Annotated in this window: 22 protein-coding genes, 1 other RNA gene and 1 other annotated feature; of the genes, 19 read left to right on the top strand and 4 right to left on the bottom strand. The window is 42.9% G+C overall.

From position 1 onward, the window contains the following. Positions 1-133: 133 nt before the first annotated feature. The gene (locus tag ACSLGF_RS09655) at positions 134-511 is read right to left on the bottom strand and encodes a TIGR04086 family membrane protein (RefSeq protein ID WP_099727768.1); all 378 of its coding nucleotides are present in this window, start codon (positions 509-511) and stop codon (positions 134-136) included. 165 nt (positions 512-676) lie between these two features. On the opposite strand from ACSLGF_RS09655, the gene ACSLGF_RS09650 reads away from it, so the two are divergent. Continuing rightward, on the top strand, positions 677-1,339 hold the full coding sequence (locus ACSLGF_RS09650) for a DUF421 domain-containing protein (RefSeq protein ID WP_099727767.1): 663 nt from the start codon (positions 677-679) through the stop codon (positions 1,337-1,339). A gap of 1 nt (position 1,340) precedes the next feature. Here the strand turns inward: ACSLGF_RS09650 and spoVB are convergent, their stop codons facing one another. Next, complete coding sequence (spoVB, locus tag ACSLGF_RS09645; protein WP_456004752.1) at positions 1,341-2,891, bottom strand: stage V sporulation protein B; 1,551 nt, start codon at positions 2,889-2,891, stop codon at positions 1,341-1,343. A gap of 116 nt (positions 2,892-3,007) precedes the next feature. On the opposite strand from spoVB, the gene ACSLGF_RS09640 reads away from it, so the two are divergent. The 8 genes from ACSLGF_RS09640 to dtd all read left to right on the top strand — a co-directional run bounded on the left by ACSLGF_RS09640 (position 3,008) and on the right by dtd (position 12,523). Beyond that, positions 3,008-3,304 (top strand): post-transcriptional regulator, encoded by a 297-nt coding sequence (locus tag ACSLGF_RS09640; RefSeq protein ID WP_003216788.1) that lies wholly within the window; start codon positions 3,008-3,010, stop codon positions 3,302-3,304. A 41-nt stretch (positions 3,305-3,345) separates the two neighbouring features. Then, a complete protein-coding gene (gene secDF, locus ACSLGF_RS09635) occupies positions 3,346-5,574 on the top strand; it encodes a protein translocase subunit SecDF (RefSeq protein ID WP_456004749.1) in 2,229 nt (742 codons plus the stop codon). Positions 5,575-5,819: 245 nt separating this feature from the next. Beyond that, the gene (locus ACSLGF_RS09630; protein ID WP_456004746.1) at positions 5,820-6,308 is read left to right on the top strand and encodes a cation:proton antiporter regulatory subunit; all 489 of its coding nucleotides are present in this window, start codon (positions 5,820-5,822) and stop codon (positions 6,306-6,308) included. 101 nt (positions 6,309-6,409) lie between these two features. Next, positions 6,410-6,766, top strand: a complete 357-nt coding sequence (locus tag ACSLGF_RS09625) for a LapA family protein (RefSeq protein ID WP_456004743.1) — start codon at positions 6,410-6,412, stop codon at positions 6,764-6,766. A gap of 81 nt (positions 6,767-6,847) precedes the next feature. After that, positions 6,848-9,172 carry a single-stranded-DNA-specific exonuclease RecJ gene (gene recJ, locus ACSLGF_RS09620; RefSeq protein ID WP_456004740.1) on the top strand — a complete coding sequence of 775 codons (2,325 nt, stop codon included), beginning with the start codon at positions 6,848-6,850 and terminating at the stop codon, positions 9,170-9,172. Between the two features lie 23 nt (positions 9,173-9,195). Beyond that, positions 9,196-9,708 carry an adenine phosphoribosyltransferase gene (locus ACSLGF_RS09615; protein ID WP_034321337.1) on the top strand — a complete coding sequence of 171 codons (513 nt, stop codon included), beginning with the start codon at positions 9,196-9,198 and terminating at the stop codon, positions 9,706-9,708. Between the two features lie 142 nt (positions 9,709-9,850). Then, positions 9,851-12,061 (top strand): RelA/SpoT family protein, encoded by a 2,211-nt coding sequence (locus ACSLGF_RS09610; protein WP_456004738.1) that lies wholly within the window; start codon positions 9,851-9,853, stop codon positions 12,059-12,061. Positions 12,062-12,079: 18 nt separating this feature from the next. Further along, positions 12,080-12,523: a D-aminoacyl-tRNA deacylase gene (gene dtd, locus ACSLGF_RS09605; RefSeq protein WP_456004735.1), complete on the top strand. Its 444-nt coding sequence runs from the start codon at positions 12,080-12,082 to the stop codon at positions 12,521-12,523. Positions 12,524-12,618: 95 nt separating this feature from the next. Here dtd and ACSLGF_RS09600 read toward each other — a convergent pair whose 3' ends face one another. Next, positions 12,619-14,175 (bottom strand): SH3 domain-containing protein, encoded by a 1,557-nt coding sequence (locus ACSLGF_RS09600; protein WP_456004771.1) that lies wholly within the window; start codon positions 14,173-14,175, stop codon positions 12,619-12,621. A 161-nt stretch (positions 14,176-14,336) separates the two neighbouring features. On the opposite strand from ACSLGF_RS09600, the gene ACSLGF_RS09595 reads away from it, so the two are divergent. The 5 genes from ACSLGF_RS09595 (at position 14,337) to ACSLGF_RS09575 (ending at position 19,061) form a co-directional block, all read left to right on the top strand. Continuing rightward, complete coding sequence (locus ACSLGF_RS09595) at positions 14,337-14,507, top strand: YrzK family protein (RefSeq protein WP_456004732.1); 171 nt, start codon at positions 14,337-14,339, stop codon at positions 14,505-14,507. A gap of 58 nt (positions 14,508-14,565) precedes the next feature. Then, positions 14,566-14,805 (top strand) — a binding site (T-box leader). A 73-nt stretch (positions 14,806-14,878) separates the two neighbouring features. After that, positions 14,879-16,153: a histidine--tRNA ligase gene (gene hisS / locus ACSLGF_RS09590; protein ID WP_456004729.1), complete on the top strand. Its 1,275-nt coding sequence runs from the start codon at positions 14,879-14,881 to the stop codon at positions 16,151-16,153. Between the two features lie 18 nt (positions 16,154-16,171). Next, positions 16,172-17,950, top strand: a complete 1,779-nt coding sequence (gene aspS, locus ACSLGF_RS09585) for an aspartate--tRNA ligase (protein ID WP_456004726.1) — start codon at positions 16,172-16,174, stop codon at positions 17,948-17,950. Between the two features lie 73 nt (positions 17,951-18,023). Then, a non-coding RNA gene (ssrS, locus tag ACSLGF_RS09580) (6S RNA) lies at positions 18,024-18,204 on the top strand. A 92-nt stretch (positions 18,205-18,296) separates the two neighbouring features. Beyond that, positions 18,297-19,061 (top strand): tRNA threonylcarbamoyladenosine dehydratase, encoded by a 765-nt coding sequence (locus ACSLGF_RS09575; RefSeq protein ID WP_034321354.1) that lies wholly within the window; start codon positions 18,297-18,299, stop codon positions 19,059-19,061. 225 nt (positions 19,062-19,286) lie between these two features. On the opposite strand, the gene ACSLGF_RS09570 is transcribed toward ACSLGF_RS09575, so the two are convergent. Beyond that, positions 19,287-20,552, bottom strand: a complete 1,266-nt coding sequence (locus ACSLGF_RS09570; protein ID WP_456004723.1) for a replication-associated recombination protein A — start codon at positions 20,550-20,552, stop codon at positions 19,287-19,289. Between the two features lie 207 nt (positions 20,553-20,759). Here ACSLGF_RS09570 and cymR point away from each other — a divergent pair, with 207 nt between their 5' ends. The 5 genes from cymR to recD2 all read left to right on the top strand — a co-directional run bounded on the left by cymR (position 20,760) and on the right by recD2 (position 26,675). After that, complete coding sequence (cymR, locus tag ACSLGF_RS09565) at positions 20,760-21,179, top strand: cysteine metabolism transcriptional regulator CymR (protein ID WP_456004720.1); 420 nt, start codon at positions 20,760-20,762, stop codon at positions 21,177-21,179. Positions 21,180-21,197: 18 nt separating this feature from the next. After that, positions 21,198-22,340: a cysteine desulfurase family protein gene (locus ACSLGF_RS09560; protein WP_456004718.1), complete on the top strand. Its 1,143-nt coding sequence runs from the start codon at positions 21,198-21,200 to the stop codon at positions 22,338-22,340. Positions 22,341-22,436: 96 nt separating this feature from the next. Further along, a complete protein-coding gene (mnmA, locus tag ACSLGF_RS09555) occupies positions 22,437-23,555 on the top strand; it encodes a tRNA 2-thiouridine(34) synthase MnmA (protein WP_456004716.1) in 1,119 nt (372 codons plus the stop codon). A 62-nt stretch (positions 23,556-23,617) separates the two neighbouring features. Further along, the gene (locus ACSLGF_RS09550; RefSeq protein WP_456004713.1) at positions 23,618-24,271 is read left to right on the top strand and encodes a tetratricopeptide repeat protein; all 654 of its coding nucleotides are present in this window, start codon (positions 23,618-23,620) and stop codon (positions 24,269-24,271) included. A 19-nt stretch (positions 24,272-24,290) separates the two neighbouring features. After that, on the top strand, positions 24,291-26,675 hold the full coding sequence (gene recD2, locus ACSLGF_RS09545; protein ID WP_456004711.1) for an SF1B family DNA helicase RecD2: 2,385 nt from the start codon (positions 24,291-24,293) through the stop codon (positions 26,673-26,675). Positions 26,676-26,700 lie beyond the last annotated feature (25 nt).

The following is a 26,700-nucleotide window of genomic DNA, read 5'->3' as shown; positions in this document are numbered from 1 at the left end:
TGGAACATGAGAAAAACACCTTCCTTTAGTCGGCTTTTCTCTATTATAAAATGAGGAGATGTAAATTTTAAGGGAAAAATAAAGCTGTCGAGATTTTCTCGACAGCCTGAGAGCGATATGATTCGCTCTTTTTTTATTTGCCACGGAGATTGACCCCAATCATTCCCCCTAGCATACAAATCCCCAAAAAGGCCGCATGATAGATGAATTGCTCTGGTGAAAAGGTTTCTCCAAACCCTAAATACTGAAATAAGAATACAGTAAGAGAAAAGATAAAAGAAGTGATGGCACCAATGAGCCAGCCTCGTTCCTTTGCTTTCCCCCCAGAAATGATCCCTCCTAAAAAAAGTGCCACGAAGGACAAGATCATAATCATCCATTTAAACGATGATTCCTGCATACTTGTAAAGCTAAGCATGAGTGACACAAGTAAGCTTGTGACAATCATCACGACAAAAATGGCAATTAAGCCGGATAAAATGCCTTTTCCTATTTGTTTCGTTTCCTGCATGTGATTCGTCTCCTCTCCAATTGACCGAAGCTTGTCTTTTACTAAAATGTATTCACGACGAAGAAAAAATAGACATGTTTCTCACGATAAAAACAGAGGCTTTCTTTTCTACATAAATAAAGTGTTTTGACACAAGCTATGATGGAGAAGGAGGGTTTACATCACATGCAGGACATCTTAATCATTTCCATAAGAACGGTCATTTTATATTTTCTCATTTGGTTTATCTTTCGTTTAATGGGAAAGAGAGAGATTGGAGAACTTAGTATTTTAGATCTTGTCATTTTTATGATGATCGCTGAAATTGCGGTACTGGCGATAGAAGAAGTAGAGGGTCATATGTTACATACGGTATGGCCGATCCTGCTGTTAACCTTCATTCAAATCACACTTGCCTACCTCTCATTAAAGTTTCAAGGTGTCCGGCGCTTTCTTGACGGCAAACCGACCTTGCTCATCATCAATGGGAAAATAGACGAGGGGGCGATGAGAAAACAGAGATACAATTTTGATGATCTGCTCATTCAATTAAGAGAAAATAACATCGATAGTATTCAGGATGTCTCATACGCCATCTTAGAGCCATCAGGAAAGCTCGCCGTCGTCGAAAAAGAAAACAAGCACATACATGCTGCGCTTGAGCTTCCTCTTATTGCAGACGGTATCGTGCAGCATGACCATCTTAAGCAAATTAATCAAAATGAACAGTGGCTGAAAGATGAGCTTGCCAAAAGAGGCTATTATGATCTTGACCAAATCTCTTTCTGCAGCTTTAATCAAAAAACGTTTTATATTGATTTGAAAGATGAAGTGATCAAGAAGAGATGAGCTATAGCAGCTTCCCGATAAATGGGATGCGGCGCAGCTCTTCTCGTTTCACTAACCCAAGACAGATTAATAGAATGACATACAAGATGCATGTGACAAAGATCAGCATCACAAGCTCAAGAGGGGCAGAAAAGAGTCCGCTGACTTGAGACTTCATCCATAAGCTGACAGCTCCCGTGCCTATGATCACAAGGACGCATATACCATATTCCTTCAATGGTAAGTGAATAGGCAGAACCTTTCCGACAGTTGCCGCATGGAGCAATGTGACAAGGACAATGCCGATCAGTATCGCAAGGGCTGCGCCCATAATGCCAAAGCTCGGCTGGGAAGCAAGGACGAAGATCATCCCTGTTTTCACAACAGCACCTATCAGGCTATTGGTCATGGCCGCACCAGCTAAATTCAATGCTTGAAGGACGGCTTGGAGCGGCCCTTGAAAATAATATAGAAGAAAAAATGGTGCCATGAATTTCACATAGATGGCCGCATGCGATGAACCATACATGAAGAGCGTTAAATCTTCTGCATAAACGAAAAGAATAATACATGAAATTCCTCCGCTGAGTAAACAAAGGCGCATCGCCTGTCTCAGCCGGTATTCCACCGTTTTGCGTTTGTTCTGCTCCATTCCTTCACTAATCGCTGGGACTAATGCGGTGGAGAGTGAATACGTAATAAAACTAGGTAGTGTCAAAAGGGTCAGTGCAAGACCGGTCAACTCCCCATACTGTCTTGTCGCTTCAACAGCCGCATATCCAGCAATGGCAAGGCTTTGTGCGACAACAATCGGCTCTAAAAACCACGAAATATTGCCGATGAAACGACTGCCTGTCGTTGGCAGGGCAATACTCATCAGCTGCTTAAATGTGTCCTTCCCGTCATGAATCGCCTTGAAAAATTGCTTTCGAATACGGATGGTCTTTTTATATCGAAAGGCGATCAGTAAGTAAGCAAGTGAAATCATCTCGCCAATAACAGATGAAATCATCGCACCGGCTGCCGCATATTCAATTCCATAAGGAAGGAAAGCCGTTGTACATACCGCCACAAGAGAAATTCTTGCGACCTGTTCCAGTACTTGAGACATCGCAAGTGGACTCATCTGCTGTCTTCCTTGGAAATATCCTCTTAACACACTGGAGATGGCGATGACAGGTACGACTGGTGTAATGGCAAGCAGTGGATACACCGTTCTAGGATCTGTCAGCATATTTTCCGCCATAATTGGTGCAAACCATAAAAAAAGCGGTGTGAAAATAAGGCTGAGTGTTCCTGTTATCGCAAGGGACATGACCAGAATGCGTTTTGTTTTCTGTTTGTCACCCCGGGCTTCTGCTTCTGCGACAAGCTTACTGATGGCGACAGGCAGTCCGAATTGTGTCAGCGTCACGGCTAGAAAAAAAGTAGGTGCAGCCATCATATAAAGCCCGACGCCTTCTTCGCCAATGAACCGTGCGATGACAATTCGATTGACAAAACCCAATATTCTCGTGATAAAACCTGCTAAAATTAAAATAATTGTCCCTTTTAAAAACGTTTGCTTCGTCAAATCAAAGATCACCTGCCTTCTCAAACGACATAGAATCATATACAATAAGATATGCGTGTATATCGTCCAAGCATGACAAGTCTCTCGATAAAAAACTGAAAAGGGGGAGCCTCACATTGACACAACATCCGGCTGCTATATACAAAGACCATTTAAAGCCTTTTCTGTTCAGTAAGCTTGAAGAATTCATCGTTTTGGGCTATAAAGATGTAGATTTAGAGGAATTATGGTCATACTTAGAGAATAAGAAGTGGAAGAAAAAACAAGAGTATCCGATTCATGAAATGGTTGCAGATATTTTATCTGTGAAAATTGGCGAATTTATGAACTATGCAACCGTTCAGTCGTTTAAAACGTCTGCTTTTTTGGACAGTGAAGATGGTAAGAATATGCTAGATGAACTGTTGAAATAAGCCATCTTAATGGATTCAGGTGTTTAAGGAGGAAATACATAATGAAAAAAGGGCGCATTCTTGCGTTTTTCTTAGTGGTTCTGTTAATCGGAACTGGCGTGGGCTTATTGACAAAGCCTGTTGCGAAAGATATGACGCTAGGGCTGGATTTGCAGGGTGGATTTGAAGTTCTGTATGATGTACACCCAGTGAAAAAAGAGGACAAGATCACAAATGGTGTTCTCGTCAGTACGGTGGAGGCTTTAAACCGAAGAGCCAACGTGCTTGGTGTAAGTGAGCCGAACATCTCGATTGAAGGCAACAACCGTATCCGCGTACAGCTTGCGGGGGTAAAAGATCAAAACAGAGCAAGGGAGATTCTTTCAACTGAAGCACAGCTTTCCTTCAGAGATACGAATGATAAAGAGCTCCTGAACGGATCTGATCTTGTTGAAAACGGTGCAAAACAAACATTCAATCAAACGAATGAGCCGATTGTCACTGTCAAACTAAAGGACGCGAAAAAATTTGGTGACGTGACAAGAAAAGTAGCGGCCATGGCACCGAATAACCAGCTTGTCATTTGGCTTGATTACCATAAAGGAGATTCCTTCAAAAAAGAAGTCTCAAAATCAAACCACAAGTATGTGTCTGCACCGAATGTCAATCAAGAGATTAACAGCAGTGACGTACAAATTGAAGGAAACTTTACTGTCCAAGAGGCAAAAGATCTTGCAAGTATTTTAAATGCCGGGGCATTGCCAGTAAAATTAACTGAAAAATATTCAACATCTGTGAGTGCACAGTTTGGTAAACAAGCGCTGAACGAAACAGTATTCGCAGGAATTGTAGGAATCGCATTTATCTTCTTATTCATGCTGCTTTATTACCGATTACCTGGTCTTATTGCTGTCATTACACTTTCAGCTTATATCTATATTACGTTGCAAGTGTTCGACTGGATGGGCGCGGTCATGACACTGCCTGGAATTGCAGCACTGATTCTTGGTGTAGGGATGGCTGTCGATGCCAATATTATCACTTATGAGCGGATCAAAGAGGAGCTCAAGCTCGGTAAATCTGTCCGTTCTGCTTTCAGGTCAGGGAACCGCAGATCATTTGCGACCATCTTTGATGCAAACTTAACAAGTATTATTGCCGGCGGGGTTCTGTTCTTCTTCGGGACAAGCTCTGTAAAAGGATTTGCAACGATGCTGATCCTATCGATTTTAACAAGCTTTATCACGGCTGTATTCCTATCAAGATTCCTTCTTGGCCTTCTTGTTGAAAGCCGCTATCTTGACCGCAAAAAAGGCTGGTTTGGTGTTCGCAAAAAAGACATCATGAATATTCACGAAACAACAGAAAATACCGAACCGAAAACGCCATATGATAAATGGGATTTCGTCAGCAAACGAAAAGGCTTTATGATTTTCTCAGCAGCTATCACCATTGCTGGAATCATTGTGCTTTCTATCTTCAAGCTGAATGTGGGTATTGATTTTGCAAGTGGAACAAGAATTGATATCCAAAGCGATCACAAGCTGTCAACTGAGCAAGTGGAGCAAGACTTCAAAAAGCTAGATCTTGAGACAGACAGTGTTGTGTTAGCGGGTCAAAAAGAAAATCAGGCAGCAGTTCGATTTGTCGGTGTGCCAAATAAAGAAAAGATCGCTGAAGTGAAAGATTACTTCAAAGATAAATACGGAACTGAGCCTAACGTAAGTACAGTGTCTCCGACTGTCGGAAAAGAGCTTGCCCGTAATGCATTATACGCTATCGTTATTGCTTCAATCGGGATCATTTTATATGTATCTGTCCGTTTTGAATATAAAATGGCGATTGCAACAATTATCTCACTGCTATACGACGCATTCTTTATCGTAGCCTTCTTTAGTATTACGCGTTTAGAGGTGGATGTCACCTTCATTGCGGCGATACTCACGGTCATCGGGTACTCGATTAACGACACGATCGTCACCTTCGACAGGGTTCGTGAACAAATGAAGAAACGCAAACCGAAAACCATTGAAGATCTATCGTATATTGTGAACTTAAGCTTACAGCAAACCTTTACGCGATCTATCAACACAGTGCTGACCGTATTTGTTGTGGTTGTCGCACTGCTCATCTTTGGATCAGCGTCTATTACAAACTTCTCCATCGCCTTACTTGTCGGCTTATTAACAGGGGTGTACTCATCTCTTTATATTGCGGCGCAAATTTGGCTTATATGGAAAGGCCGTGAGCTGAAAAAGCCGGCTAAAATAGACACAGAACAAGATATTTAACCTAGAAAGACTGCCTGTTTGGCAGTCTTAGACTGTTGACAAAGGGCTAAAATGAACTTTATTTTAGCCCTTTGTCTTTTTTCATTCATTCCCCGTATATTTCACAACAATAAGACGATTTGAAAAAACATTTCGAGTTTCATTGATCTTGAAATGGTCTTTTGCTATAATGACATACGTTTAGATCAGTATAGAAAGCAAGTGCCCATTTGAGGCATTTGGCTTTATTCATTGGAGGGGCTGTTATGAAGGTTCGGGAAACTGAACTGCCAGGTATCGGTCACAAAGCCGAAATGATCACAAGAAATAATGAGAAGCTTGCCATCATTACACATGATGACGGCAGAAGAGAAATGTATCATTTTCAAGAGGACGACCATGAAGAATGTATTTCTGGCATCTTGCTAAACGATGAAGAAGCAAGACAAATCGCGGCTATTTTGGGCGGCATGGTATATAAGCCAAAAGTGCTTGAAACAGTTGAGGTAGCAATTGATGAACTGATGATTGAATGGTTTAAGATTGAAAAGAACGCACCAGCTGTTCAGCAGACAATCGGAGACCTCAATGTTCGCCAAAATCATCAAGTAACAGTCATCGCCATTGTGAGAAAATCACATGAGAAGATTTTAAATCCAGGGCCAGATACGGTCATTGAAGAAGGGGATACCCTTGTCATATCTGGGGAAAGAAAAGAATTAAAAAACCTCATTAAAGAAAAACTCAGCAGCTAATCGTGCCCATGCTGATAGATTATATCCCGCTATTTTCTTTCTGTGTTTAAGAAGGACAAGGAATAGGGAAGAATAAAAGAAAAAGCTTGGGGGATATGTAGATGAATAAACAACAATGGACCATCATATTCGCATTTATTTTCGTATTAATTGTCTCAGTATTTGCCGTGATCAATGTGCGGCCTGTGCAAGTAGACTACTTATTTGGAACCGCTGAATGGCCGCTCATCCTTGTCATTATTGGTTCTGTTCTAATGGGCGGACTCATTGTGGCGTTTACGGGGATTTTCCAAATGGTGAAACTGAAACGTGAACTAAAAACATTAAAAGCTGAGCGTGCAGCCGTTACGCCTGCACCTAGTGTTTCTACTAAAAAGGCAGACAAAGACGTTCAAAAGAAATCGAATGTCACGCCTTTAAAAGAAGAGCCAGCGTCCTTTGATCGGAAGGAAAAATAATCTTCCAGCACAATTTCATAAAATAAAAATTGAAACCCCTCAGGCCACTCTAGTATAATAGTGTGGTTGAGGGGTGAATTTATGTTATTATCCAAAATGCGCTGGGAATATGAACATCCAAGCGAAGAAAAAGTGAAATCACTCTCTGAAAATCTGAATATTTCAGCGCTGACTGCATCGCTTCTTGTAAAAAGAGGACTCGAAGAAGTAGAAGAAGCGAGGTCTTTTTTATTTGATCAAAAAGCCGAATTTCATGATCCATTCCTATTAAAAGGAATGAAAGAAGCAGTAGAGCGCATCAACCAAGCGATCGAAGAGCAGGAATCGATTGTGATCTTCGGAGACTATGATGCGGATGGTGTGACAAGTACGTCTGTGCTTTTACATACATTAAAAGAGCGATCTGCAAAGGTAGATTTTTATATTCCAGATCGATTTAAAGAAGGCTATGGGCCTAACGAACAGGCTTTTCGATATATCAAAGAGCAAGGAGCATCGCTTGTCATCACGGTCGATACAGGCATTGCTGCTGTGAATGAAGCACGTATTGCAAAAGAAATAGGATTAGACCTGATCATCACAGATCACCATGAACCAAGTGATGAGCTGCCTGAGGCGCTTGCGATCGTACACCCTAAGCAGCCGGGCTGTGAGTATCCATTTAAAGAACTCGCCGGTGTCGGTGTTGCGTTTAAAGTGGCGCATGCACTCCTTGATAAGCTGCCAGTTCATCTATTAGATCTTGCTGCGATTGGTACAATTGCCGATCTTGTCCCGCTGCATGATGAAAATAGATGGCTCGCAAAAAAAGGACTCGTGCAGCTTCGCCAGTCTAACAGACCGGGGCTAAAAGCGTTAATGAAAGAAGCTGGAGCCACTCTCGAAGAAGCAAACGAGGAAACGGTCGGCTTTCAAATTGCTCCAAGGCTGAATGCTGTAGGGCGAATTGAGCAGGCAGATCCGGCTGTTCATCTTCTGATGACAGAGGATATCGAGGAAGCAGAAGAGCTCGCTCGTTTTGTACAAGAACTCAACAAAGAACGACAAAAAATCGTGAGTGCGATTACAGAAGAAGCCACTCAAATGGTCGAAGAGATGGGCGATGACCAGTCTGCGATCGTTGTCGCCAAAGCTGGCTGGAATCCAGGCGTTGTCGGAATTGTGGCCTCTAAATTGACTGACACATTTTCTCGTCCGGCGATTGTGCTTGGGATAGATGAAGACACGCAAATGGCAAAAGGATCAGCGCGGAGCATTCCTGGCTTCGATCTGTTTTTCCATTTGAGCAAATGCCGCGACATCCTGCCGCATTTCGGCGGGCACCCTATGGCAGCAGGTATGACACTTCGAGCGGATGATGTTCCTTTACTGAGAGAAAGATTGAATCAATATGCAAATGAAACGTTGACAGAAGAAGATTTTATTCCGATTCAGCGGGTCGATGCAGTGTGCAAAGTAGACGAAATTACGGTTCAAGCAATTGAAGAAGTGGGGATGCTGTCACCATTTGGCATGCACAATCCAAAGCCGTTCATTATGATTGAAGATGCCAAGCTCGAAGACATCCGAACGATTGGGGCAAATCATCATCACATTAAAATGTCTCTGAAAGACGAAGACAAGCTGCTTGACTGTGTCGGTTTTCACCAAGGTAAATTAAAAGAAGAGCTCGTCCCGGGAAGCCGCATTTCCGTGATTGGCGAAATGTCAATTAATGAATGGAATAACCGGAAGAAACCTCAGCTCATGCTAAAAGATGCCCGAGTAGATGAATGGCAGCTGTTTGATTTACGCGGGAAAAAGGATTGGGAAAAGAAAGTTTCGACGCTTGATCCAGAAAAATATCTTGTTTTCTGTTTTGATGAAGAAACAAAACATGAAGTCAATATCCCGGTTCATCATGTACATGCAGAAAATGTTTCAACGTTTGATGTGCAAGACAAGTATGTGGTCTTTGCGGATGTTCCCGCAGATGAGCACTTGCTTAAGCTGCTTTTAGAAAATCAAAAACCAGCCAGAATTTATACGGTCTTTCAAAGAAAAGAAGATCACTTTATGTCTTCTTTCCCTAGCCGTGACCAATTCAAATGGTTTTATGGGTTCTTGTTAAAACGGGGAAGTTTTCCTCTCAAAGAACAAGGGATGGAGCTTGCCAAGCATAGAGGTTGGACAAAAGATACAATCATTTTTATGACAAAGGTGTTTTTTGAACTCGGTTTTGTTAAAATAGAGAATGGTGTGCTGTCAATAGTACTTGATGCCCCGAAAAAAGATTTAACCGCATCAGTGTCCTATACAGCAAAACAACGATTGATGGAACTCGATCAAACACTAACATATTCCTCAGCCAAAGAGCTGAAGGAATGGCTGAACAGCATGATGAGCGAAGTCTCACCTGTGCTTTGACGTACGAGGAGGAAAAGGAAAAGATGGATTTAAAACAATATGTGACAGTTGTACCTGACTACCCAAAGGAAGGTGTACAATTTAAAGATATTACAACGTTAATGGATAAAGGCGAAGTGTACCGTTATGCAACGGATCAAATTGTTGAATACGCGAAGGAAAGAGACATCGACCTCATTGTTGGACCTGAAGCGCGTGGATTCATTATTGGCTGCCCTGTAGCATACGCGCTTGGTATAGGATTTGCACCCGTTCGTAAAGAAGGGAAGCTTCCTCGTGAAGTCATTAAAGTCGATTACGGCTTAGAATACGGTAAAGATGTATTAACGATTCATAAAGATGCGATTCGTCCTGGTCAGCGTGTACTGATTACAGATGACTTACTTGCGACTGGTGGAACAATTGAAGCGTCCATCAAGCTTGTAGAGGAATTAGGCGGCGTTGTGGCAGGGATTGCATTCTTAATTGAGCTGACGTATCTTGATGGCAGAAAGAAGCTTGACGGTTACGATATCTTAACGTTAATGCAATACTAATGGAGTTTTACGAAAAAAGCACTCAGTAAGAAGGGTGCTTTTTTCCTATCAAAAACCTTTTAGCGGACTTCTTCTCTTTACATCTATCGATTTTTTCTTGATAATAAACTACAATACAGTTTTCATTTAAAAAGGTGATTCCATGGCGAACGAACAAGTTTTAACGGCGCAGCAGGTCATTGACAAGGCAAGAGAATACCTGTCCGCTGAACATATTCAATTTATAGAGCGAGCATATGAATATGCTGAAAATGCACATAAGGAGCAATACCGGAAATCTGGTGAGCCCTATATTATCCATCCAATTCAAGTGGCGGGAATTCTTGTGGACCTTGAAATGGACCCATCGACCATTGCGGGCGGCTTCCTGCACGATGTCGTCGAGGATACAGATGTGACATTACAGGATTTACAAGGGTACTTTAACGAAGAAGTGGCGATGCTTGTTGATGGTGTGACAAAGCTCGGGAAGATTAAATATAAATCACAAGAAGAACAGCAGGCCGAAAACCACCGGAAAATGTTTGTTGCAATGGCACAGGATATTCGCGTGATCTTAATTAAGCTGGCAGACCGTCTTCACAATATGAGAACGCTCAAACACCTTCCGCAAGAAAAGCAGCGAAGAATTTCAAATGAAACACTTGAAATCTTTGCACCGCTTGCGCACAGATTAGGGATTTCAAAGATTAAGTGGGAGCTTGAAGATACAGCACTCCGCTATTTAAATCCGCAGCAATATTACCGGATTGTGAATCTCATGAAGCGCAAAAGAGCTGAACGTGAGGAATACTTGGACGAGGTTGTCAATGAAGTAAAAGACCGCGTGTCTGAGGTCAACATCAAGGCTGAATTTTCCGGCAGACCAAAACATATCTATAGCATCTATCGCAAAATGGTCATGCAAAATAAGCAGTTTAATGAAATTTATGATTTGCTGGCAGTTCGTATTTTGGTCGACAGTATCAAAGACTGCTATGCAGTTCTCGGTATTATTCATACATGCTGGAAGCCGATGCCAGGGAGATTTAAGGACTATATTGCGATGCCAAAGCCGAACATGTACCAATCCCTTCATACAACCGTGATTGGTCCAAAAGGTGATCCGCTTGAAGTCCAGATCCGTACAATTGAAATGCATGAAATTGCAGAATACGGGATTGCGGCACACTGGGCATACAAAGAAGGAAAAGAGTCAGCAGAATCAACGGAAGAAGCCGTATTCCAAAAGAAGCTGTCTTGGTTTAGAGAAATTCTTGAGTTCCAAAATGAATCCACAGATGCAGAAGAATTTATGGAATCGTTAAAGATCGATCTCTTTTCTGATATGGTGTTTGTCTTTACACCGAAAGGAGACGTGATTGAACTGCCGTCTGGTTCAGTTCCGATTGACTTCTCTTACCGGATTCACTCGGAAATTGGGAATAAAACGATCGGCGCCAAAGTCAACGGCAAGATGGTCACGCTTGATCATAAACTGAAAACAGGTGACATTATTGAAATTCTGACATCAAAGCATAGCTATGGACCAAGTCAGGATTGGGTTAAACTTGCCCAAACCTCCCAAGCGAAGCACAAGATCAGACAGTTTTTCAAAAAACAGCGCCGTGAAGAAAATGTCGAAAAAGGCCGAGAACTCATTGAAAAAGAAATCAAAAACCTTGAGTTTGATGTCAAAGACATTCTCACAGCTGAAAACCTGCAAAAAGTAGCCGATAAATTTAATTTTTCAAACGAAGAAGACATGTATGCGGCCGTTGGATATAACGGTATTACTGCACTCCAGGTAGCGAATCGTTTAACAGAAAAAGAAAGAAAACAAAGAGATCAGGAAGAACAAGAGAAAACGGTCCAAGAAGTGACGGTGGAGTCAAAGCCGTATCACGGGAAAAAACGTGAAGCCGGCGTAAGGGTCAAAGGGATTGATAACCTGCTTGTTCGTTTATCGAAGTGCTGTAATCCTGTTCCAGGTGATAGCATTGTTGGTTTTATTACAAAAGGCCGAGGTGTATCTGTTCACCGTGAGGACTGTCCGAACGTGAAGACAGGGGAAGCGCAAGAACGGTTAATTCCGGTAGAGTGGGAGCATGAACAGCCTGCTCGAAACCGTAAAGAATACAATGTGGAAATCGAGATATTAGGATATGACAGACGCGGCTTACTCAATGAGGTGCTTCAAGCAGTCAATGAGACGAAAACAAACATTTCCTCTGTTTCTGGAAAGTCTGATCGTAACAAAGTGGCGACGATCCATATGGCGATCTTTATCCAAAATATCAATCATTTGCATAAAGTAGTGGAACGTATCAAACAAATCAAAGACATTTACTCTGTTCGCCGATTTATGAATTAGAAAGGAAGTATATCGTCTATGAGGCTTGTTGTGCAGCGTGTGACAAATGCATCTGTGAAGGTAGAAGATGAGATCACAGGTGCCATCAATGAAGGATACATGGTGCTCGTTGGTGTCACACATGAAGATACAGAAGAAGATGTGCTGTACTTAGCTGAAAAGCTTGCACATTTACGTATTTTTGAAGATGAAAACGGGAAAATGAATCGTTCATTATTGGATGTAAAAGGAAGCGTCCTGTCTGTGTCTCAATTTACCCTTTATGGTGATACGAGAAAGGGCAGACGGCCGAATTTTATGAAAGCCGCCAAGCCGGACGTGGCAAACTCACTTTACGAATGTTTCAATGAAACCCTTAGAGAAAAAGGCATCCATGTAGAAACTGGCCGTTTTGGGGCGATGATGGACGTGTCATTGACCAATTCAGGACCTGTCACCATCTGGATGGATAGCAAAGAATAGACTTGCCTAGACTGTAGATAAACTCATGCGTGAGTTTGTTTAGAGTCTTTTTCTTTTGCTATCAAACAAAAAAGAGGCGCAGAGGCCTCCTTTTGCTAACGGAAATATTGCTTTAATCCTTCTGTCATCCCTTCTGTGACTCGTTCTTGGTAAGAGGCGCTGTAAATGATCGCTTCCTCCTGAGGATTGCTTAAATAGCCGAGTTCATATAAAAGGGAAGGGCGTTTATTTTCTCTTAATACAAAATAATCTCCGAATTTCACACCCTTATCTGGGATTTGTGAGCGCTTTGCGACTTCAGTATGAACGCTTGTCGCCAGGCTTTGATCCTTCGATGCCTGATAATAATACGCTGTACTTCCTCTGACACTTGGATCCATAAAACTATCATAATGAAGACTAATGAAAGCATCTGCATTTCGGTAATGAGATGTCGCAACCCTCGATTGAAGGCTGATAAAGGTATCATCACTTCTTGTTAAATAGACATTTGCACCAGAAGCCCTTAATTTTCCTGCGAGTAAATTGGCGGTTTTGATGGTGATATTTTTTTCAAATGCACCGTCTGCGCCAATCGTGCCGCTGTCTTTTCCGCCATGACCAGGATCAAGAACAATCGTTTTTCCTTTTAAAGACCCAGTTCCAGACGATGAATCCTGCTGAGGTCTTGGTGCTTCGCTACTATTTTTCTTCGTTTGAACGACCCAGCTCGCCACATATCCTGTTCCGCCGTTTGATAGTGTCACTTCGTACCAGTCACCTTGCGTTCGAACAATTCGATAAGCAGCTCCTTTTGCTGCTCTTTCTGCAATCGCAGCAGAGGTTGAAGCGCTTTTTCTAATGTTGGTGCCATCATAGACAATATACGCTTTTTGCTGTGTAGCCGAAGAGGACGAACTCTTTTCACGCGCCGAACTTGATCCTTGGCTTGTGACAATGTAATAGCTGGCAACCCAGCCTTTTACCCCGTTTGCCTCGATTTCATACCAGCCATTTTGCTCTCGTAAAATGGTGATTTGTGTGTTGCGGGCAAGTGAGGCCACCACCTGTGCATTCGGTGCTGCCGATTGTCGAACGTTCAAGCTGGATACGCCGACTGTGCCTGTCTGTTTAGAACGAGAGGCCTCGCCTGAGCTTGATTGTGCGGCTTTTTGTCCGCCAGAAATATAATCAGAGTGGACCCAGCCTTTCGCCTGTTTATACGAAATTTTTGTCCATTCGCCGCTTGTCTCTAATCTTTTAGCGGAAGCGCTTTGCGGGAAAGTCCCAATGACTTGATAGGAAGTCCCAGGGCCTGTCCGGATGCGAAGATCGGAGGCTGTCGATGTGATCGTACTGCTTCCTTCAGCGCTTTGACCTTGCGTCTTTGGCTTAGCGGGTTTTTGCGTGTCAGATGATGTGGTGATGAGCCATGAGACGACCCAGCCTTTTTGTCCGTTCGACAGCCCGATCTGCACCCATTCCCCTTGTTCAGTGAGAATTGGATAGCTTTCCCCGCGTTTCACAACAGCTGCGATCCCATAACTTAAACCAGGACCCGTTCGCACATTGATTTCATCTGTCGCAACTACAGCTTGGTCTGTTTGAGCAGTAGCATGTGTCATAGGCCAAGTACTGGCAATAAGAACAAAACAAGTGAGCAGCATCATCATTTGATTGTGTTTTTTCAGATTCAAAACGGTGTTTTCCCCTCCCTTGTAAAACCGATGAATGTTAATTCGCTATGTAATGGATGAATTCCTTGCAGTTTCCCTAATAAAAATGAATCAATCTGTTTATACTAGATAAAAATGTGATAAAAGGATGTACAAACATGAGATTAAGCAGAAAATTAGGGCGAGTGCAATATAATGGACATCGTGATATTGATCGCTGGCAGCACGACGAACTGGATCAACCAGGCTTCCTTGAAGAAACGGCATCTGAATATGGATGTACGTCAAAAGAAGAGCTGGAAAAGAAAAAGAGGCACGGCAAGGGTTGACAGAGTGGCAGCACCAACCTTATTATAATATAAATCAACACACTTGAAAATTTAAAATGTGGAACTGATGATAGAGAATAGTAGGGTAAATTGCGTGAGCAGAGAGGAGTCGCCTTAGGCTGAAAGCGAATCCGCATGGCATTTATCACGAAAGAACACTCTGTAGGTTTCCTGCTGAACACTCTAAAAATGAGTCATTAGGTGGAGAACGTGAATCTGCGTTAAGGATTTGAGCGGGAACATGGCTAGTTCATGTTCCAACTAGGGTGGCACCACGGGTATAACTCTCGTCCCTACTATACACATAGTAGAGGCGGGGGTTTTTTATATGTCCACATAAAAAATGAATGATGGTCGTAGGAGGACGAAAAATGAGTTTTAATATTCCAAGAGGCACACAGGATATTTTACCTGGAGAGTCAGAACGCTGGCAGTATGTTGAACAAATTGCGAGAGATACATGTGCAGCCTTTCAATACAAAGAAATTCGCACACCGATTTTTGAGCATACGGAGCTGTTTGCACGAGGAGTTGGCGAATCAACCGATATCGTTCAAAAAGAGATGTACACATTTGAAGACAAAAAAGGACGCAGCATCACACTTCGTCCAGAGGGAACGGCTTCAACAGTACGTTCTTATGTTGAAAATAAACTATTTGCACAGCCAGCGCAGCCAACAAAGCTGTATTACATTGGACCAATGTTCCGCTATGAACGTCCGCAAACGGGAAGATATCGTCAATTTTATCAATTTGGAATTGAAGCGATCGGTTCAAAGGATCCTGCCATTGATGCAGAGGTCATTTCACTCGCAATGAGTGTCTATGAGAAAGCAGGTCTTTCCAACTTAAAGCTCGTCATTAACAGCCTTGGTGACAAAGAAAGCCGAGCAGATTACCGCAAAGCACTTGTCGAGCACTTTGAGCCAAGAATTGATGAATTCTGTCACGACTGCCAAATTCGTTTACATCAAAATCCATTACGTATTCTTGATTGTAAAAAGGATCGTGACCATGAGCTGATGGAAACGGCTCCATCCATTCAGGATTACTTAAATGAAGAATCAAGGACTTATTTTGAAAAAGTCAAACAATACTTAACAGATGTAGGCATTGACTATGTCGTCGATCCTAACTTAGTGCGCGGTCTTGATTACTACAATCACACAGCATTTGAGATCATGAGTAATGCAGAGGGCTTTGGCGCCATTACAACATTAGCCGGCGGCGGCCGTTATGATGGACTTGTTGAAGGAATTGGCGGCCCTGAATCACCAGGCATCGGTTTTGCGATGAGTATTGAGCGTTTCCTATCCGCCATTGATGCAGAAAATGTTGAGCTGCCAGTAAAGGGCGGCATTGATCTATACATTGCTGCACTAGGAGATCAAGCGAAAGATTATTCAGTTTCATTATTGAACCGCCTGAGAAAAGAAGGCATTTCAAGTGAAATGGATTATACAGGGAAGAAACTTAAAGCACAATTTAAATCGGCAGATCGCCTGAAAGCCAAATTTATTGCAGTTCTTGGTGAAGATGAGCTGGCGCAGCAAATTGTCAATGTAAAAGATACGACAACCGGTGAACAAATTGAAGTGAAGCTTGATGAGCTGATTCAAATGATGAAAGCCCACCAGAAAGCGTAAAGAAGGAGTGGAATGTTTGTGTTTGGTAGAACTTTTTATTGTGGAGAAGTAACAGAAGACCAAATCGGTCAAACAGTTGTATTAAAAGGATGGGTACAAAAACGACGTGACCTAGGCGGATTAATCTTTATTGATTTGCGTGACCGTACAGGCATTGTACAAGTTGTCTTCAATCCAGACTTATCAAAAGAAGCGCTTGAGACAGCAGAATCGATTCGTAATGAATATGTCCTTGATATTAAAGGAACGGTTGTCGCAAGAGAGGAAGCAACAATCAACCCGAATTTAAAAACTGGTAAAATTGAAATTCAAGTCGAAACCGTCACAGTTTTAAACGAAGCGAAGACCCCTCCATTTGTTATTTCAGATCAAGCAGACGAGGTATCGGAAGATGTGCGGTTAAAATACCGTTACCTAGATCTTCGCCGTCCTGCGATGTTTGAAACGATGAAAATGCGACATGAAGTCACAAAAGCATTCCGCCATTTCTTAGATGACAACGGCTTTCTAGACATTGAAACACCCATTTTAACGAAAAGTACGCCAGAGGGTGCGCGTGACTACCTTGTTCCAAGCCGTGTACACGAAGGAGAGTTCTATGCATTGCCTCAGTCTCCGCAATTATTTAAACAATTGCTGATGGTCTCAGGGATGGATCGTTACTATCAAATTGCTCGCTGCTTTAGAGATGAAGACTTGCGTGCTGACCGCCAGCCGGAATTCACACAAGTCGATATTGAAATGTCCTTTATGAGTCAAGAGGACATCATGACGCTTGCTGAAGAGATGATGTCAAAGGTGATGAAAGATGTCAAAGGTGTTGAGCTTGCATTGCCATTACCACGTATGACATACGATGAAGCAATGAATTCCTATGGATCTGATAAGCCAGATACGCGTTTTGAAATGAAGCTTGTGAACATTTCAGACACGGTAAAAGACTCAGATTTCAAAGTCTTCAGTGGTGCTGTGAAAAATGGCGGAGCTGTCAAAGCCATGAATGTAAAAGGGGCTGCAGCCAACTACTCTAGAAAAGACATTGATGCACTTGGTGCATTTGCAGCCAACTACGGTGCAAAAGGTCTAGCTTGGCTAAAAGCTGAAGGGATAGAACTAAAAGGACCGATTGCCAAATTCTTTGACGAGTCAAAGCAAGCAGAATTAAAGGAGCAGCTGCAAGTTGAAGAAGGCGACCTTTTACTTTTTGTTGCTGATAAGACGTCTGTTGTCCATGATGCGCTTGGTGCCCTTCGCCTGAAACTTGGTAAAGAGCTTGAACTCATTGATGAGTCTGCCTTCAATTTCCTATGGGTTGTCGATTGGCCGCTGCTTGAAAAAGATGAAGAAGAAGGCCGCTTCTATGCTGCCCATCATCCTTTCACTATGCCAGTTCGCGATGATCTTGAATTAATTGAAACAAGCCCAGAAGACATGAAGGCGCAGGCTTACGATCTTGTGCTAAATGGCTATGAGCTTGGCGGAGGTTCTATTCGTATTTTCGAAAAGGACATTCAAGAAAAAATGTTTGGTTTACTTGGCTTTTCGAAAGAAGAAGCCTACGAACAATTCGGCTTCCTTCTTGATGCTTTTGAGCATGGTGTTCCTCCGCACGGCGGAATCGCGCTTGGTCTTGACCGCTTAGTGATGCTGCTTGCAGGCCGCTCTAACCTAAGAGACACCATTGCGTTCCCGAAAACAGCAAGTGCGAGCTGCGTTCTAACAGATGCTCCTGGCCATGTGAGCGAGGCGCAGCTTGATGAGCTGAGTTTAGCGATTAAAACAAAAGTAAAACAGTAAAATAGGCGCATGTTTATAGGCATGTAAACGCTTGAAAAAGGGACATGCCTATGATATGCTTTCATCAATAAATAAAGTCCTGATACGTACGGTGGTTACCTAGTTTTGACCGAACATTTTTTTATACGGGAGCTTGCCTTTCCTTTCTGCATAAATGCCTCTTTAGAGGACTTATAAAGTCAGGAAGAAAGCACCCACCTGCATGGTGCGGGGTTCAAAACGAAGGAAAAGCTGGCGTCGTCGTCGGGACTTTTTTGTGTTTTTTTCTTTTAGAGAAGGATGACGGAGAAGTCTGAATATGATATGATTCTTTCGATTCATTTTAAATAAAGGTGGAGTGAGGCACTTGTTACATCAGTTTTCAAGAAACGAGCTTGCCATTGGCAAGGAAGGCTTAGATATATTAAAAAACAGTACAGTTGCAGTGCTTGGTGTGGGCGGCGTTGGTTCATTTGCAGTAGAGGCACTCGCTCGTTCAGGCGTTGGCCGTATTGTTCTTGTGGATAAAGATGATATTGATATTACAAATGTGAACCGTCAGCTGCCGGCATTGCTGTCAACAGTTGGTCAGCCAAAGGTTGACTTAATGCAGGCGAGAATCGCTGATATTAACCCAGAATGTGAAGTTGTTGCCTTAAAGATGTTTTATACAGAGGAAACATACGAGCAATTTTTTGAGTATCCACTTGATTATGTCATCGATGCGTCAGACACCATTCATTATAAAATTCATTTGATGAAAGAATGTCTAAAACGTAATGTGAACATCATTTCTAGTATGGGTGCTGCAAACAAAACGGACCCGACACGCTTCAAAATTGATGATATTTCAAAAACACATACGGATCCTATTGCAAAAGTCGTTAGAACACGTCTGCGCAAGGAAGGGATTCGTAAAGGAATTGAAGTCATTTTCTCTGACGAAAGTCCAATTGTGATTCGCGAAGATGTCAGAAAAGAAGTTGGAAATGATGAAGCGAAGATTCGTAAGGCGCAAATGCCGCCGTCATCCAATGCATTTGTCCCATCTGTTGCCGGGCTGATCATGGGTGGTCATGTCATTATGAAGCTTTTAAAAGATATTCCGATTACACGTGTAAAGGATAAATAAAAAGCCGCCTGCTTATTGCAGGGGGCTTTGAGCGTATAGACAACCCTCGCATTCTTTGTCAGTGCTGCGTGCTGGTGCTCACGAATCGTTCATTCGCTCCGTTCCGGTACTCGTCCCTCCTAGACTTCAAGGGCTTTCTATCACGCTAAAAAAAGAAGACAGCGAGCTAAAATAAAGATCATTTTAGACCGTTGTCAACTATTTGAAAGCCTGCCAGGGGCTTTTTTATTTTTGTCGTTTTAAATTCTCATAGACCTGCTTCAGTGCACCTTCAAATTTCCCTGTTTGCTTCGGTTCATAATATTGCTTGTTTTTAAGCGGGTCAGGTAAATATTGCTGCTTCACCCAGCCGTTGTCATAATCGTGTGGATATAAATAATCGACGCCTCTTCCGAGTGCTGTTGCCCCTTTATAGTGAGCATCTTTTAAATGAACAGGGACTTCACCGATTTTCCCTGTACGAATGTCATGCAGCGCCGCATCAATCGCCTTATAAGCCGAGTTTGATTTTGGAGAGAGGCAGAGCTCGATGACGGCATTGGCCAGCGGAATACGGGCTTCGGGGAAGCCGACCCTCTCTGCTGTTTGGACAGCACTTAACACGCGGGGTCCTGCCTGTGGACTGGCTAAGCCAATATCCTCGTAAGCCATCACGAGTAATCTTCTTGAAATGCTTTCAAGGTCTCCTGCTTCAATCAGTCTGGCAAGGTAATGCAGCGCTGCATCTGCGTCAGATCCTCTGATGGATTTTTGAAAAGCTGACAGGACATCATAATGAGCATCACCGTTTTTATCATGCGAGAAGCTCTTTTTTTGTAAACATTCTTCTGCTGCGGCAAGTGTGATGAAGATGTGTCCAGTGTCATCTGCTTTTGTCGATAAGACGGCGAGTTCTAGTGCGTTTAAAGCAGAGCGTACATCTCCTCCGCATCCACTAGTAAAGTGATTCATCGCCTCATCATGGACCGTCACCGAATAGCCGCCAAGTCCGCGATGTTCATCCTGTAATGCCCTTGTTAACGCGGCTTTGATTTGCTCTGTTTCAAGCGGCTTCAGCTCAAATATTTGTGTCCGGCTTCGGATGGCAGGATTGATCGCATGATAGGGGTTGGCTGTGGTGGCGCCAATTAAAATAATCATGCCATTTTCTAAATAAGGAAGAAGGAAATCCTGTTTTCCTTTATCCAGCCTGTGGACTTCGTCTAAAATGAGGATCACCTGCCCGCTCATTTTCGCTTCAGCGGCGACAGCTTCCATATCTTTTTTGTTATGAATGACCGCATTCAATGTCCGGAAAGCAATGCTTGTACTCCCAGCGATCGCAGTCGCAATTGAGGTTTTGCCGATGCCCGGCGGTCCGTATAAAATCATCGAGGATAAATGTTTCGCCTCGACCATCCGTCTAATAATTTGACCTTCTCCAACGAGATGCTCCTGCCCAATGATATCTCCAATATGGCTTGGGCGCATCCGATAAGCTAAAGGTTTCATGATTATCTCTCCTAAAGCAATGTCTTGTTTGTATAGAGTACCGAAATTTCTTCAAATAGAAAAGGGATGCGCCCTCCTCTAGAGCTCAGAACCCGCAAATGAAAGTTGGCTTAAAGTATGATATAATTGCTTTTGGTCTATATATCGCGTATATGAAATCAGAAAAATAATTGATGACATAGAATAGGAAACGCAGAGGTGTTTAACTTGAAAATTTCAACTAAAGGCAGATATGGTCTGACGATCATGATCGAATTAGCCAAAAAACATGGCGAAGGCCCTACATCATTAAAATCAATCGCTCAAAACAATGATTTGTCTGAGCATTATTTAGAGCAGCTTGTATCACCGCTTCGCAATGCCCGTCTTGTGAAAAGTATCCGCGGGGCATATGGGGGTTATGTTCTTGCCCATGAACCAAACGAGATCACAGCCGGTGATATTATTCGTGTATTAGAAGGACCTATTAGTCCTGTCGAAGTCATCGAAAACGAAGAACCAGCAAAGCGTGAACTTTGGATTCGTATTCGTGATGCAGTAAAAGACGTACTGGACAATACAACTCTTGAAGACTTGGCAAGCTATACAGATGACGGGGATCAAGACGCGTATATGTTCTATATTTAGATCAGAGGTGTACCGGAAATGGAACGAATCTATTTAGATCATGCGGCCACAACGCCTATGGATCAGCGTATTGTGGACAAGATGATGCCTTACTTTACAGAGATATTCGGCAATCCCTCTAGTATTCATTCATATGGGCGCGAGGCAAGAAAGTGGCTCGATGAAGCAAGAGAAGTCATTGCAGGAGAATTACACTGTAAACCGCAGGAGATCATCCTCACAAGTGGAGGAACAGAGGCGGACAACCTTGCCATCACAGGTGTTGCAATGGCAAGGCAGCATGAAGGCAAACATATCATCACAGCGAAAACAGAGCATCATGCGGTGCTGCATACATGTGAACGCTTAGAGAAGCTTGGATTTGAAGTGACGTATTTAGACGTTGATCACACTGGATTGATTCAACTTGATCAATTAAAACAAACACTCAGAGATGATACGATTCTTGTCACCATCATGTACGGCAATAATGAAACAGGTGTGATTCAGCCGATCAAAGACATTGGCGAACTTCTAAAAGATCACGCTGCTCATTTTCATACAGATGCGGTGCAGGCGTTTGGCACAATACCAATTGATGTAGCAGATCTTCATATCGATCTCTTATCTGCTTCTGGCCATAAGCTAAATGGTCCGATGGGAACAGGCTTTTTATATGTCAACGAACGCGTGAAACTTTCTCCGCAGTTATTTGGAGGAGAACAAGAAAGAAAACGCCGTGCTGGTACTGAAAATGTGGCGGGAATCGTGGGACTCGCAGAAGCTGTTCAATTAACAAAGCAAAATAGAAGAGAAAAAGCAATACATTATGGTAAGCTCAAAGAAACCATGCTGCAAGTATTCGAAGAGGAATCACTCAATTTCTCTATCAATGGACATTCAAAAGAGACATTGCCGCACATTTTAAATGTTCATTTCCCGGGCGTCTCCATTGAATCGTTACTTGTGAATTTAGATATGGAAGGGATTGCTGTTTCAAGCGGATCTGCATGTACGGCTGGATCTGTCCTTCCTTCGCACGTGTTAAGCGCCATGTATGGCGAAGAAGCAAAAGAACTGACATCCTCAGTCAGAATAAGCTTCGGTCTTGGAAATGAAGAGGATCATGTGAAGCAGGCGGCGCGCAAAATAGCGGCTGTTGTTAAACGCCTAGCCAAATAAATGCTCTCCTTTTGTTCGTGTGTGAAAAATGAAACAGCCAGGCACCTGAAGAACGAAACGCGCACGTTGTTTCATTGAAAATTGGAGTTGATGAAGATGACAAAAAGACCAGAAGACACAAGAGTTGTGGTCGGTATGTCCGGAGGAGTCGATTCATCAGTTGCTGCTCTTATGTTAAAGGAGCAAGGCTATGATGTAATCGGCATATTTATGAAAAACTGGGATGACACAGATGAAAATGGTGTATGTACAGCAACGGAGGACTATGAGGATGTCATTCGCGTTTGTAACCAAATTGGAATCCCTTATTATGCAGTGAATTTCGAGAAGCAATATTGGGACAAAGTGTTTCAATATTTCCTTGATGAATATAAAGCGGGCAGAACGCCAAACCCAGATGTCATGTGTAACAAAGAAATTAAGTTCAAAGCATTTCTTGAGCATGCATTGTCACTCGGTGCAGATTATTTAGCAACAGGCCACTATGCCCGAGTCGATAGAACTGGCGATGAAGTCAAAATGCTAAGAGGTCTTGATGCAAATAAAGACCAAACCTATTTCTTAAATCAGCTGATTCAAGAACAGCTTGATAAAGTGATGTTCCCAATCGGTGATTTGGAGAAAAAAAGGGTTCGTGAATTAGCAAAAGAAGCAGAGCTTGCGACAGCAGCGAAAAAAGATTCAACGGGCATTTGCTTTATTGGGGAAAGAAACTTCAAAACGTTCCTCAGCCAATATTTGCCTGCACAGCCTGGTGTGATGCAGACGATGGACGGAGAAGTAAAAGGTGAACATGATGGACTGATGTATTACACGATCGGTCAGCGCCAAGGACTTGGCATTGGCGGAAGCGGTGATCCTTGGTTCGTCGTCGGGAAGGACTTGGAGCAAAATGTATTGTTTGTTGAACAAGGCTTCCACAATCCCCTTTTATATTCTGAAAGTATTTCAGCCGTTAATATAAGCTGGACTCGTCCTCATATTGTTGACGAAAACGGTGAATTAACATGCACAGCAAAATTCAGATACCGTCAAGAAGATCATCATGTGAAAGTCAAAATGACAGGTGGGCAAGAAGCGATGGTCATCTTTGAAGAACCCGTTCGTGCTGTCACCCCAGGACAAGCGGTTGTTTTTTATGATGGTGATGAATGTCTTGGCGGCGGTACAATTGACGATGTCTTTAAAGACGGCCAAAAGCTGTCGTATGTGTAACATGTTTTAAAAAACCTCAACGTCGCTGTTGAGGTTTTTTAATGAAAGGATGATGAGAGCAAATGAACCATAACGAGATCGGCATAGAAGCCTTAAATCAAGGGAACATCGAAAAGGCAGCTGAAGCTTTTACAAAAGCCATTGAAGAAAGCCCAAAGGATCCAGTTCCATATATTAACTTTGCAAACTTACTGTCAAGTATCAATGAATTTGACCGCGCTTTAAACTTCTTTCAAAAAGCGATTGAACTCGATAGCTCGGCAGCTGCGGCCTATTATGGAGCAGGAAATGTGTACACATTAAAAGAAGACTTTATAAAAGCGAAAGACTATTTTGAACAAGCCCTAAAAGCTGGAATGGAAAATAGTGATTTGTTTTATATGTTAGGGCAGACGCTCATCAAATTAGAGCAGCCAAAGCTTGCGATGCCGTACCTTCAGCGTGCGATTGAACTAAACGAAGAAGATAATGAAGCAAGATTTCAATTTGGCATGTGTTTAGCCAATGAACACATGCTGAAAGAAGCGGTGACGACCTTTACCGAAGTGATCACGCGAGATCCGCAGCATGCAGATGCCTTTTATAATTTGGGAGTTGCGTATGCTTATTTAGAGAAAAAGGACGAAGCGCTTGAGATGCTAGGAAAAGCCATTGACGTGCAGCCTGACCATATGCTTGCACTACATGCGCAAAAGCTGATTCAAGAGGCAGAATAGACGGAAGGAGGGAAGACCTGTGCAGGAACATCCAGATCAAATGAAGCTTGAGGACGAGCCGTTTTTAAAAGGGACGGTTCAAGCTGTTATTTTCCATAATGAAAGTAATTTATACTCGGTGTTAAAGGTGAAAGTCATTGAAACATCTGAAAACTTAGAGGAAAAAACAGCATCTGTCACAGGCTACTTCCCAGCACTTCATGAAGAGGAAACCTACACCTTTTACGGCAAAGTCACAAGCCATCCGAAATTTGGTGAACAGTTTCAGGCGACTCATTTTCAAAAGGAAGTGCCGACAACAAAGCAAGGAATCATTCATTATCTCTCAAGTGACTTATTCGAAGGGATAGGGAAAAAGACGGCGGAAGAAATTGTGGGGCAGCTCGGCAATCAGACGCTTCATAAAATTATGCGTGACCCGTCTGTTTTGTATGACGTTCCGCGCCTGTCAAAAAAGAAAGCAGATAAGCTGGCTGCAGCGCTTCAGGAGCATCAAGGGCTGGAACAAATCATGATCAGCCTGAATCAATATGGCTTTGGCCCGCAGCTCAGTATGAAGATTTATCAAGTGTATGAGAGTGAAACCTTGCAGAAGATCGAGGAAAATCCCTATCAGCTCGTCAAAGATGTAGAGGGGATCGGATTTATTAAAGCAGATGAGCTCGGTGCTAGAACAGGGATATCAGGAAATGACCCAGAGCGAATCCGTGCAGCCTTGCTTTATACAGTCGAGACAGCGAGTCTTCAGGACGGTCATACGTACATACAAACGAAAGATCTGATCGTTGAAACCCGTAAGCTGCTCAATCAAACAAGCAATGATTACAAAGTGACTGAAATGGACGTTGCCAATCAGATTATGGCACTTGGCGAAGGAAAAGAGATGATCATTGAAGATGACCGCTGCTATCATCCGTCCTTATTTTATGCGGAGCAAAGTGTCGCCAAACGCATTCAAAAAATCGTCTCCCAAACGGAATATGCAGATCAATTTCCTGAATCAGAATTCCTTCTTGCACTTGGTGAGCTGGAGGAAAGGCTAGATGTCCAGTATGCTCCGACACAAAAGGAAGCGATTCAAAAGGCGCTCATGTCCCCGATGCTGCTTTTAACAGGCGGGCCTGGGACAGGGAAAACAACCGTCATTAAAGGAATTGTCGAGCTCTATAGCGATCTACACGGTGTATCTCTTGATCCGAGTGATTATAAAAAAGATGAATCCTTTCCATTTGTGCTTGCTGCGCCAACTGGACGGGCGGCTAAACGGATGACAGAATCAACGGGGCTTCCAGCTGTGACCATTCACCGCCTGCTAGGCTGGAATGGATCAGAGGGCTTCTCACATAATGAGGAACAGCCGATTGAAGGAAAGCTTGTCATCATTGATGAATCGAGTATGCTAGATATTTGGCTTGCGAATCATTTGTTTAAAGCGATACCTGATCACATTCAAGTCATTATGGTAGGAGATGAACATCAGCTTCCATCTGTCGGACCGGGCCAAGTCTTAAGAGACTTACTTGCGTCACATGCTGTACCAGCTGTTACGTTAACTGATATTTACCGGCAGGCAGACGGTTCTACCATTGTTGAACTTGCACACGATATGAAAAATGGCGTCCTGCCAAAAGATATCACTGCACGCTCGAAGGATCGGTCCTTCATTCAATGTTCAGCTGATCAAATGAAAGAAGTCATTGAAAAAGTTGTCAGCAATGCTGCTCAAAAAGGCTATTCAGCAAAAGATATTCAGGTGCTTGCGCCCATGTATAAAGGAAAAGCAGGCATCAATGAGCTCAATAAAATGCTTCAGCACATTTTGAATCCTAAAAAGCCAAAGGGCAGAGAAATCCCGTTTGGTGATGTGGTGTACCGGACGGGAGATAAGGTGCTGCAGCTTGTGAATCAGCCGGAGAACAACATTTTTAACGGTGACATTGGTGAAATTGTCTCGATTTTTTATGCGAAAGAAAACACAGAAAAAGAAGACATGGCTGTGATTTCCTTTGATGGGAACGAAATCACCTTTACGAAAAAAGATTTTCATCAATTTACCCATGCCTATTGCTGCTCCATTCACAAATCACAAGGCAGTGAATTTCCCATCGTTGTGCTGCCAGTCGTAAGAAGCTATTACCGAATGCTTCGGCGAAATTTGCTGTACACAGCCATTACACGAAGCAAAAAGTTTTTAATTCTGTGCGGCGAAGAATCAGCACTGGAGTGGGGCGTGAAAAATAATGAGGATTCCCTAAGACAAACGTCCTTAACGAGGCGCCTTGTTCAAACCGAAGAGGTCATGGATGCGGAGCTTGCAGCGCTCCAAAAAGAGCTTCCGTTTAGCGTACATGACGCAAATATTGGCATGGAGGGAATCACTCCGTTTGATTTTATGCAAGAGTAAATGGCTTCCTTCATGGAAGCCATTT

Source organism: Bacillus sp. A015 (genome assembly GCF_053851875.1).
Note: the sequence above shows the minus strand (reverse complement) of the source record. Positions and strands in the feature narration are given on the sequence as shown.

What these genes read in the sequence shown, in the direction of transcription:
- ACSLGF_RS09595 (WP_456004732.1), top strand. Translation starts at nt 14,337, where the DNA reads ATGAGATTAAGCAGAAAATTAGGGCGAGTGCAATATAATGGACATCGT.
- ACSLGF_RS09615 (WP_034321337.1), top strand. Translation starts at nt 9,196, where the DNA reads ATGGATTTAAAACAATATGTGACAGTTGTACCTGACTACCCAAAGGAA.
- ACSLGF_RS09560 (WP_456004718.1), top strand. Translation starts at nt 21,198, where the DNA reads ATGGAACGAATCTATTTAGATCATGCGGCCACAACGCCTATGGATCAG.
- ACSLGF_RS09570 (WP_456004723.1), bottom strand. Translation starts at nt 20,552, where the DNA reads ATGAAACCTTTAGCTTATCGGATGCGCCCAAGCCATATTGGAGATATC.
- ACSLGF_RS09550 (WP_456004713.1), top strand. Translation starts at nt 23,618, where the DNA reads ATGAACCATAACGAGATCGGCATAGAAGCCTTAAATCAAGGGAACATC.
- secDF (WP_456004749.1), top strand. Translation starts at nt 3,346, where the DNA reads ATGAAAAAAGGGCGCATTCTTGCGTTTTTCTTAGTGGTTCTGTTAATC.
- ACSLGF_RS09625 (WP_456004743.1), top strand. Translation starts at nt 6,410, where the DNA reads ATGAATAAACAACAATGGACCATCATATTCGCATTTATTTTCGTATTA.
- ACSLGF_RS09600 (WP_456004771.1), bottom strand. Translation starts at nt 14,175, where the DNA reads ATGATGATGCTGCTCACTTGTTTTGTTCTTATTGCCAGTACTTGGCCT.
- dtd (WP_456004735.1), top strand. Translation starts at nt 12,080, where the DNA reads ATGAGGCTTGTTGTGCAGCGTGTGACAAATGCATCTGTGAAGGTAGAA.
- mnmA (WP_456004716.1), top strand. Translation starts at nt 22,437, where the DNA reads ATGACAAAAAGACCAGAAGACACAAGAGTTGTGGTCGGTATGTCCGGA.
- hisS (WP_456004729.1), top strand. Translation starts at nt 14,879, where the DNA reads ATGAGTTTTAATATTCCAAGAGGCACACAGGATATTTTACCTGGAGAG.
- ACSLGF_RS09655 (WP_099727768.1), bottom strand. Translation starts at nt 511, where the DNA reads ATGCAGGAAACGAAACAAATAGGAAAAGGCATTTTATCCGGCTTAATT.
- ACSLGF_RS09650 (WP_099727767.1), top strand. Translation starts at nt 677, where the DNA reads ATGCAGGACATCTTAATCATTTCCATAAGAACGGTCATTTTATATTTT.
- recJ (WP_456004740.1), top strand. Translation starts at nt 6,848, where the DNA reads ATGTTATTATCCAAAATGCGCTGGGAATATGAACATCCAAGCGAAGAA.
- ACSLGF_RS09630 (WP_456004746.1), top strand. Translation starts at nt 5,820, where the DNA reads ATGAAGGTTCGGGAAACTGAACTGCCAGGTATCGGTCACAAAGCCGAA.
- ACSLGF_RS09610 (WP_456004738.1), top strand. Translation starts at nt 9,851, where the DNA reads ATGGCGAACGAACAAGTTTTAACGGCGCAGCAGGTCATTGACAAGGCA.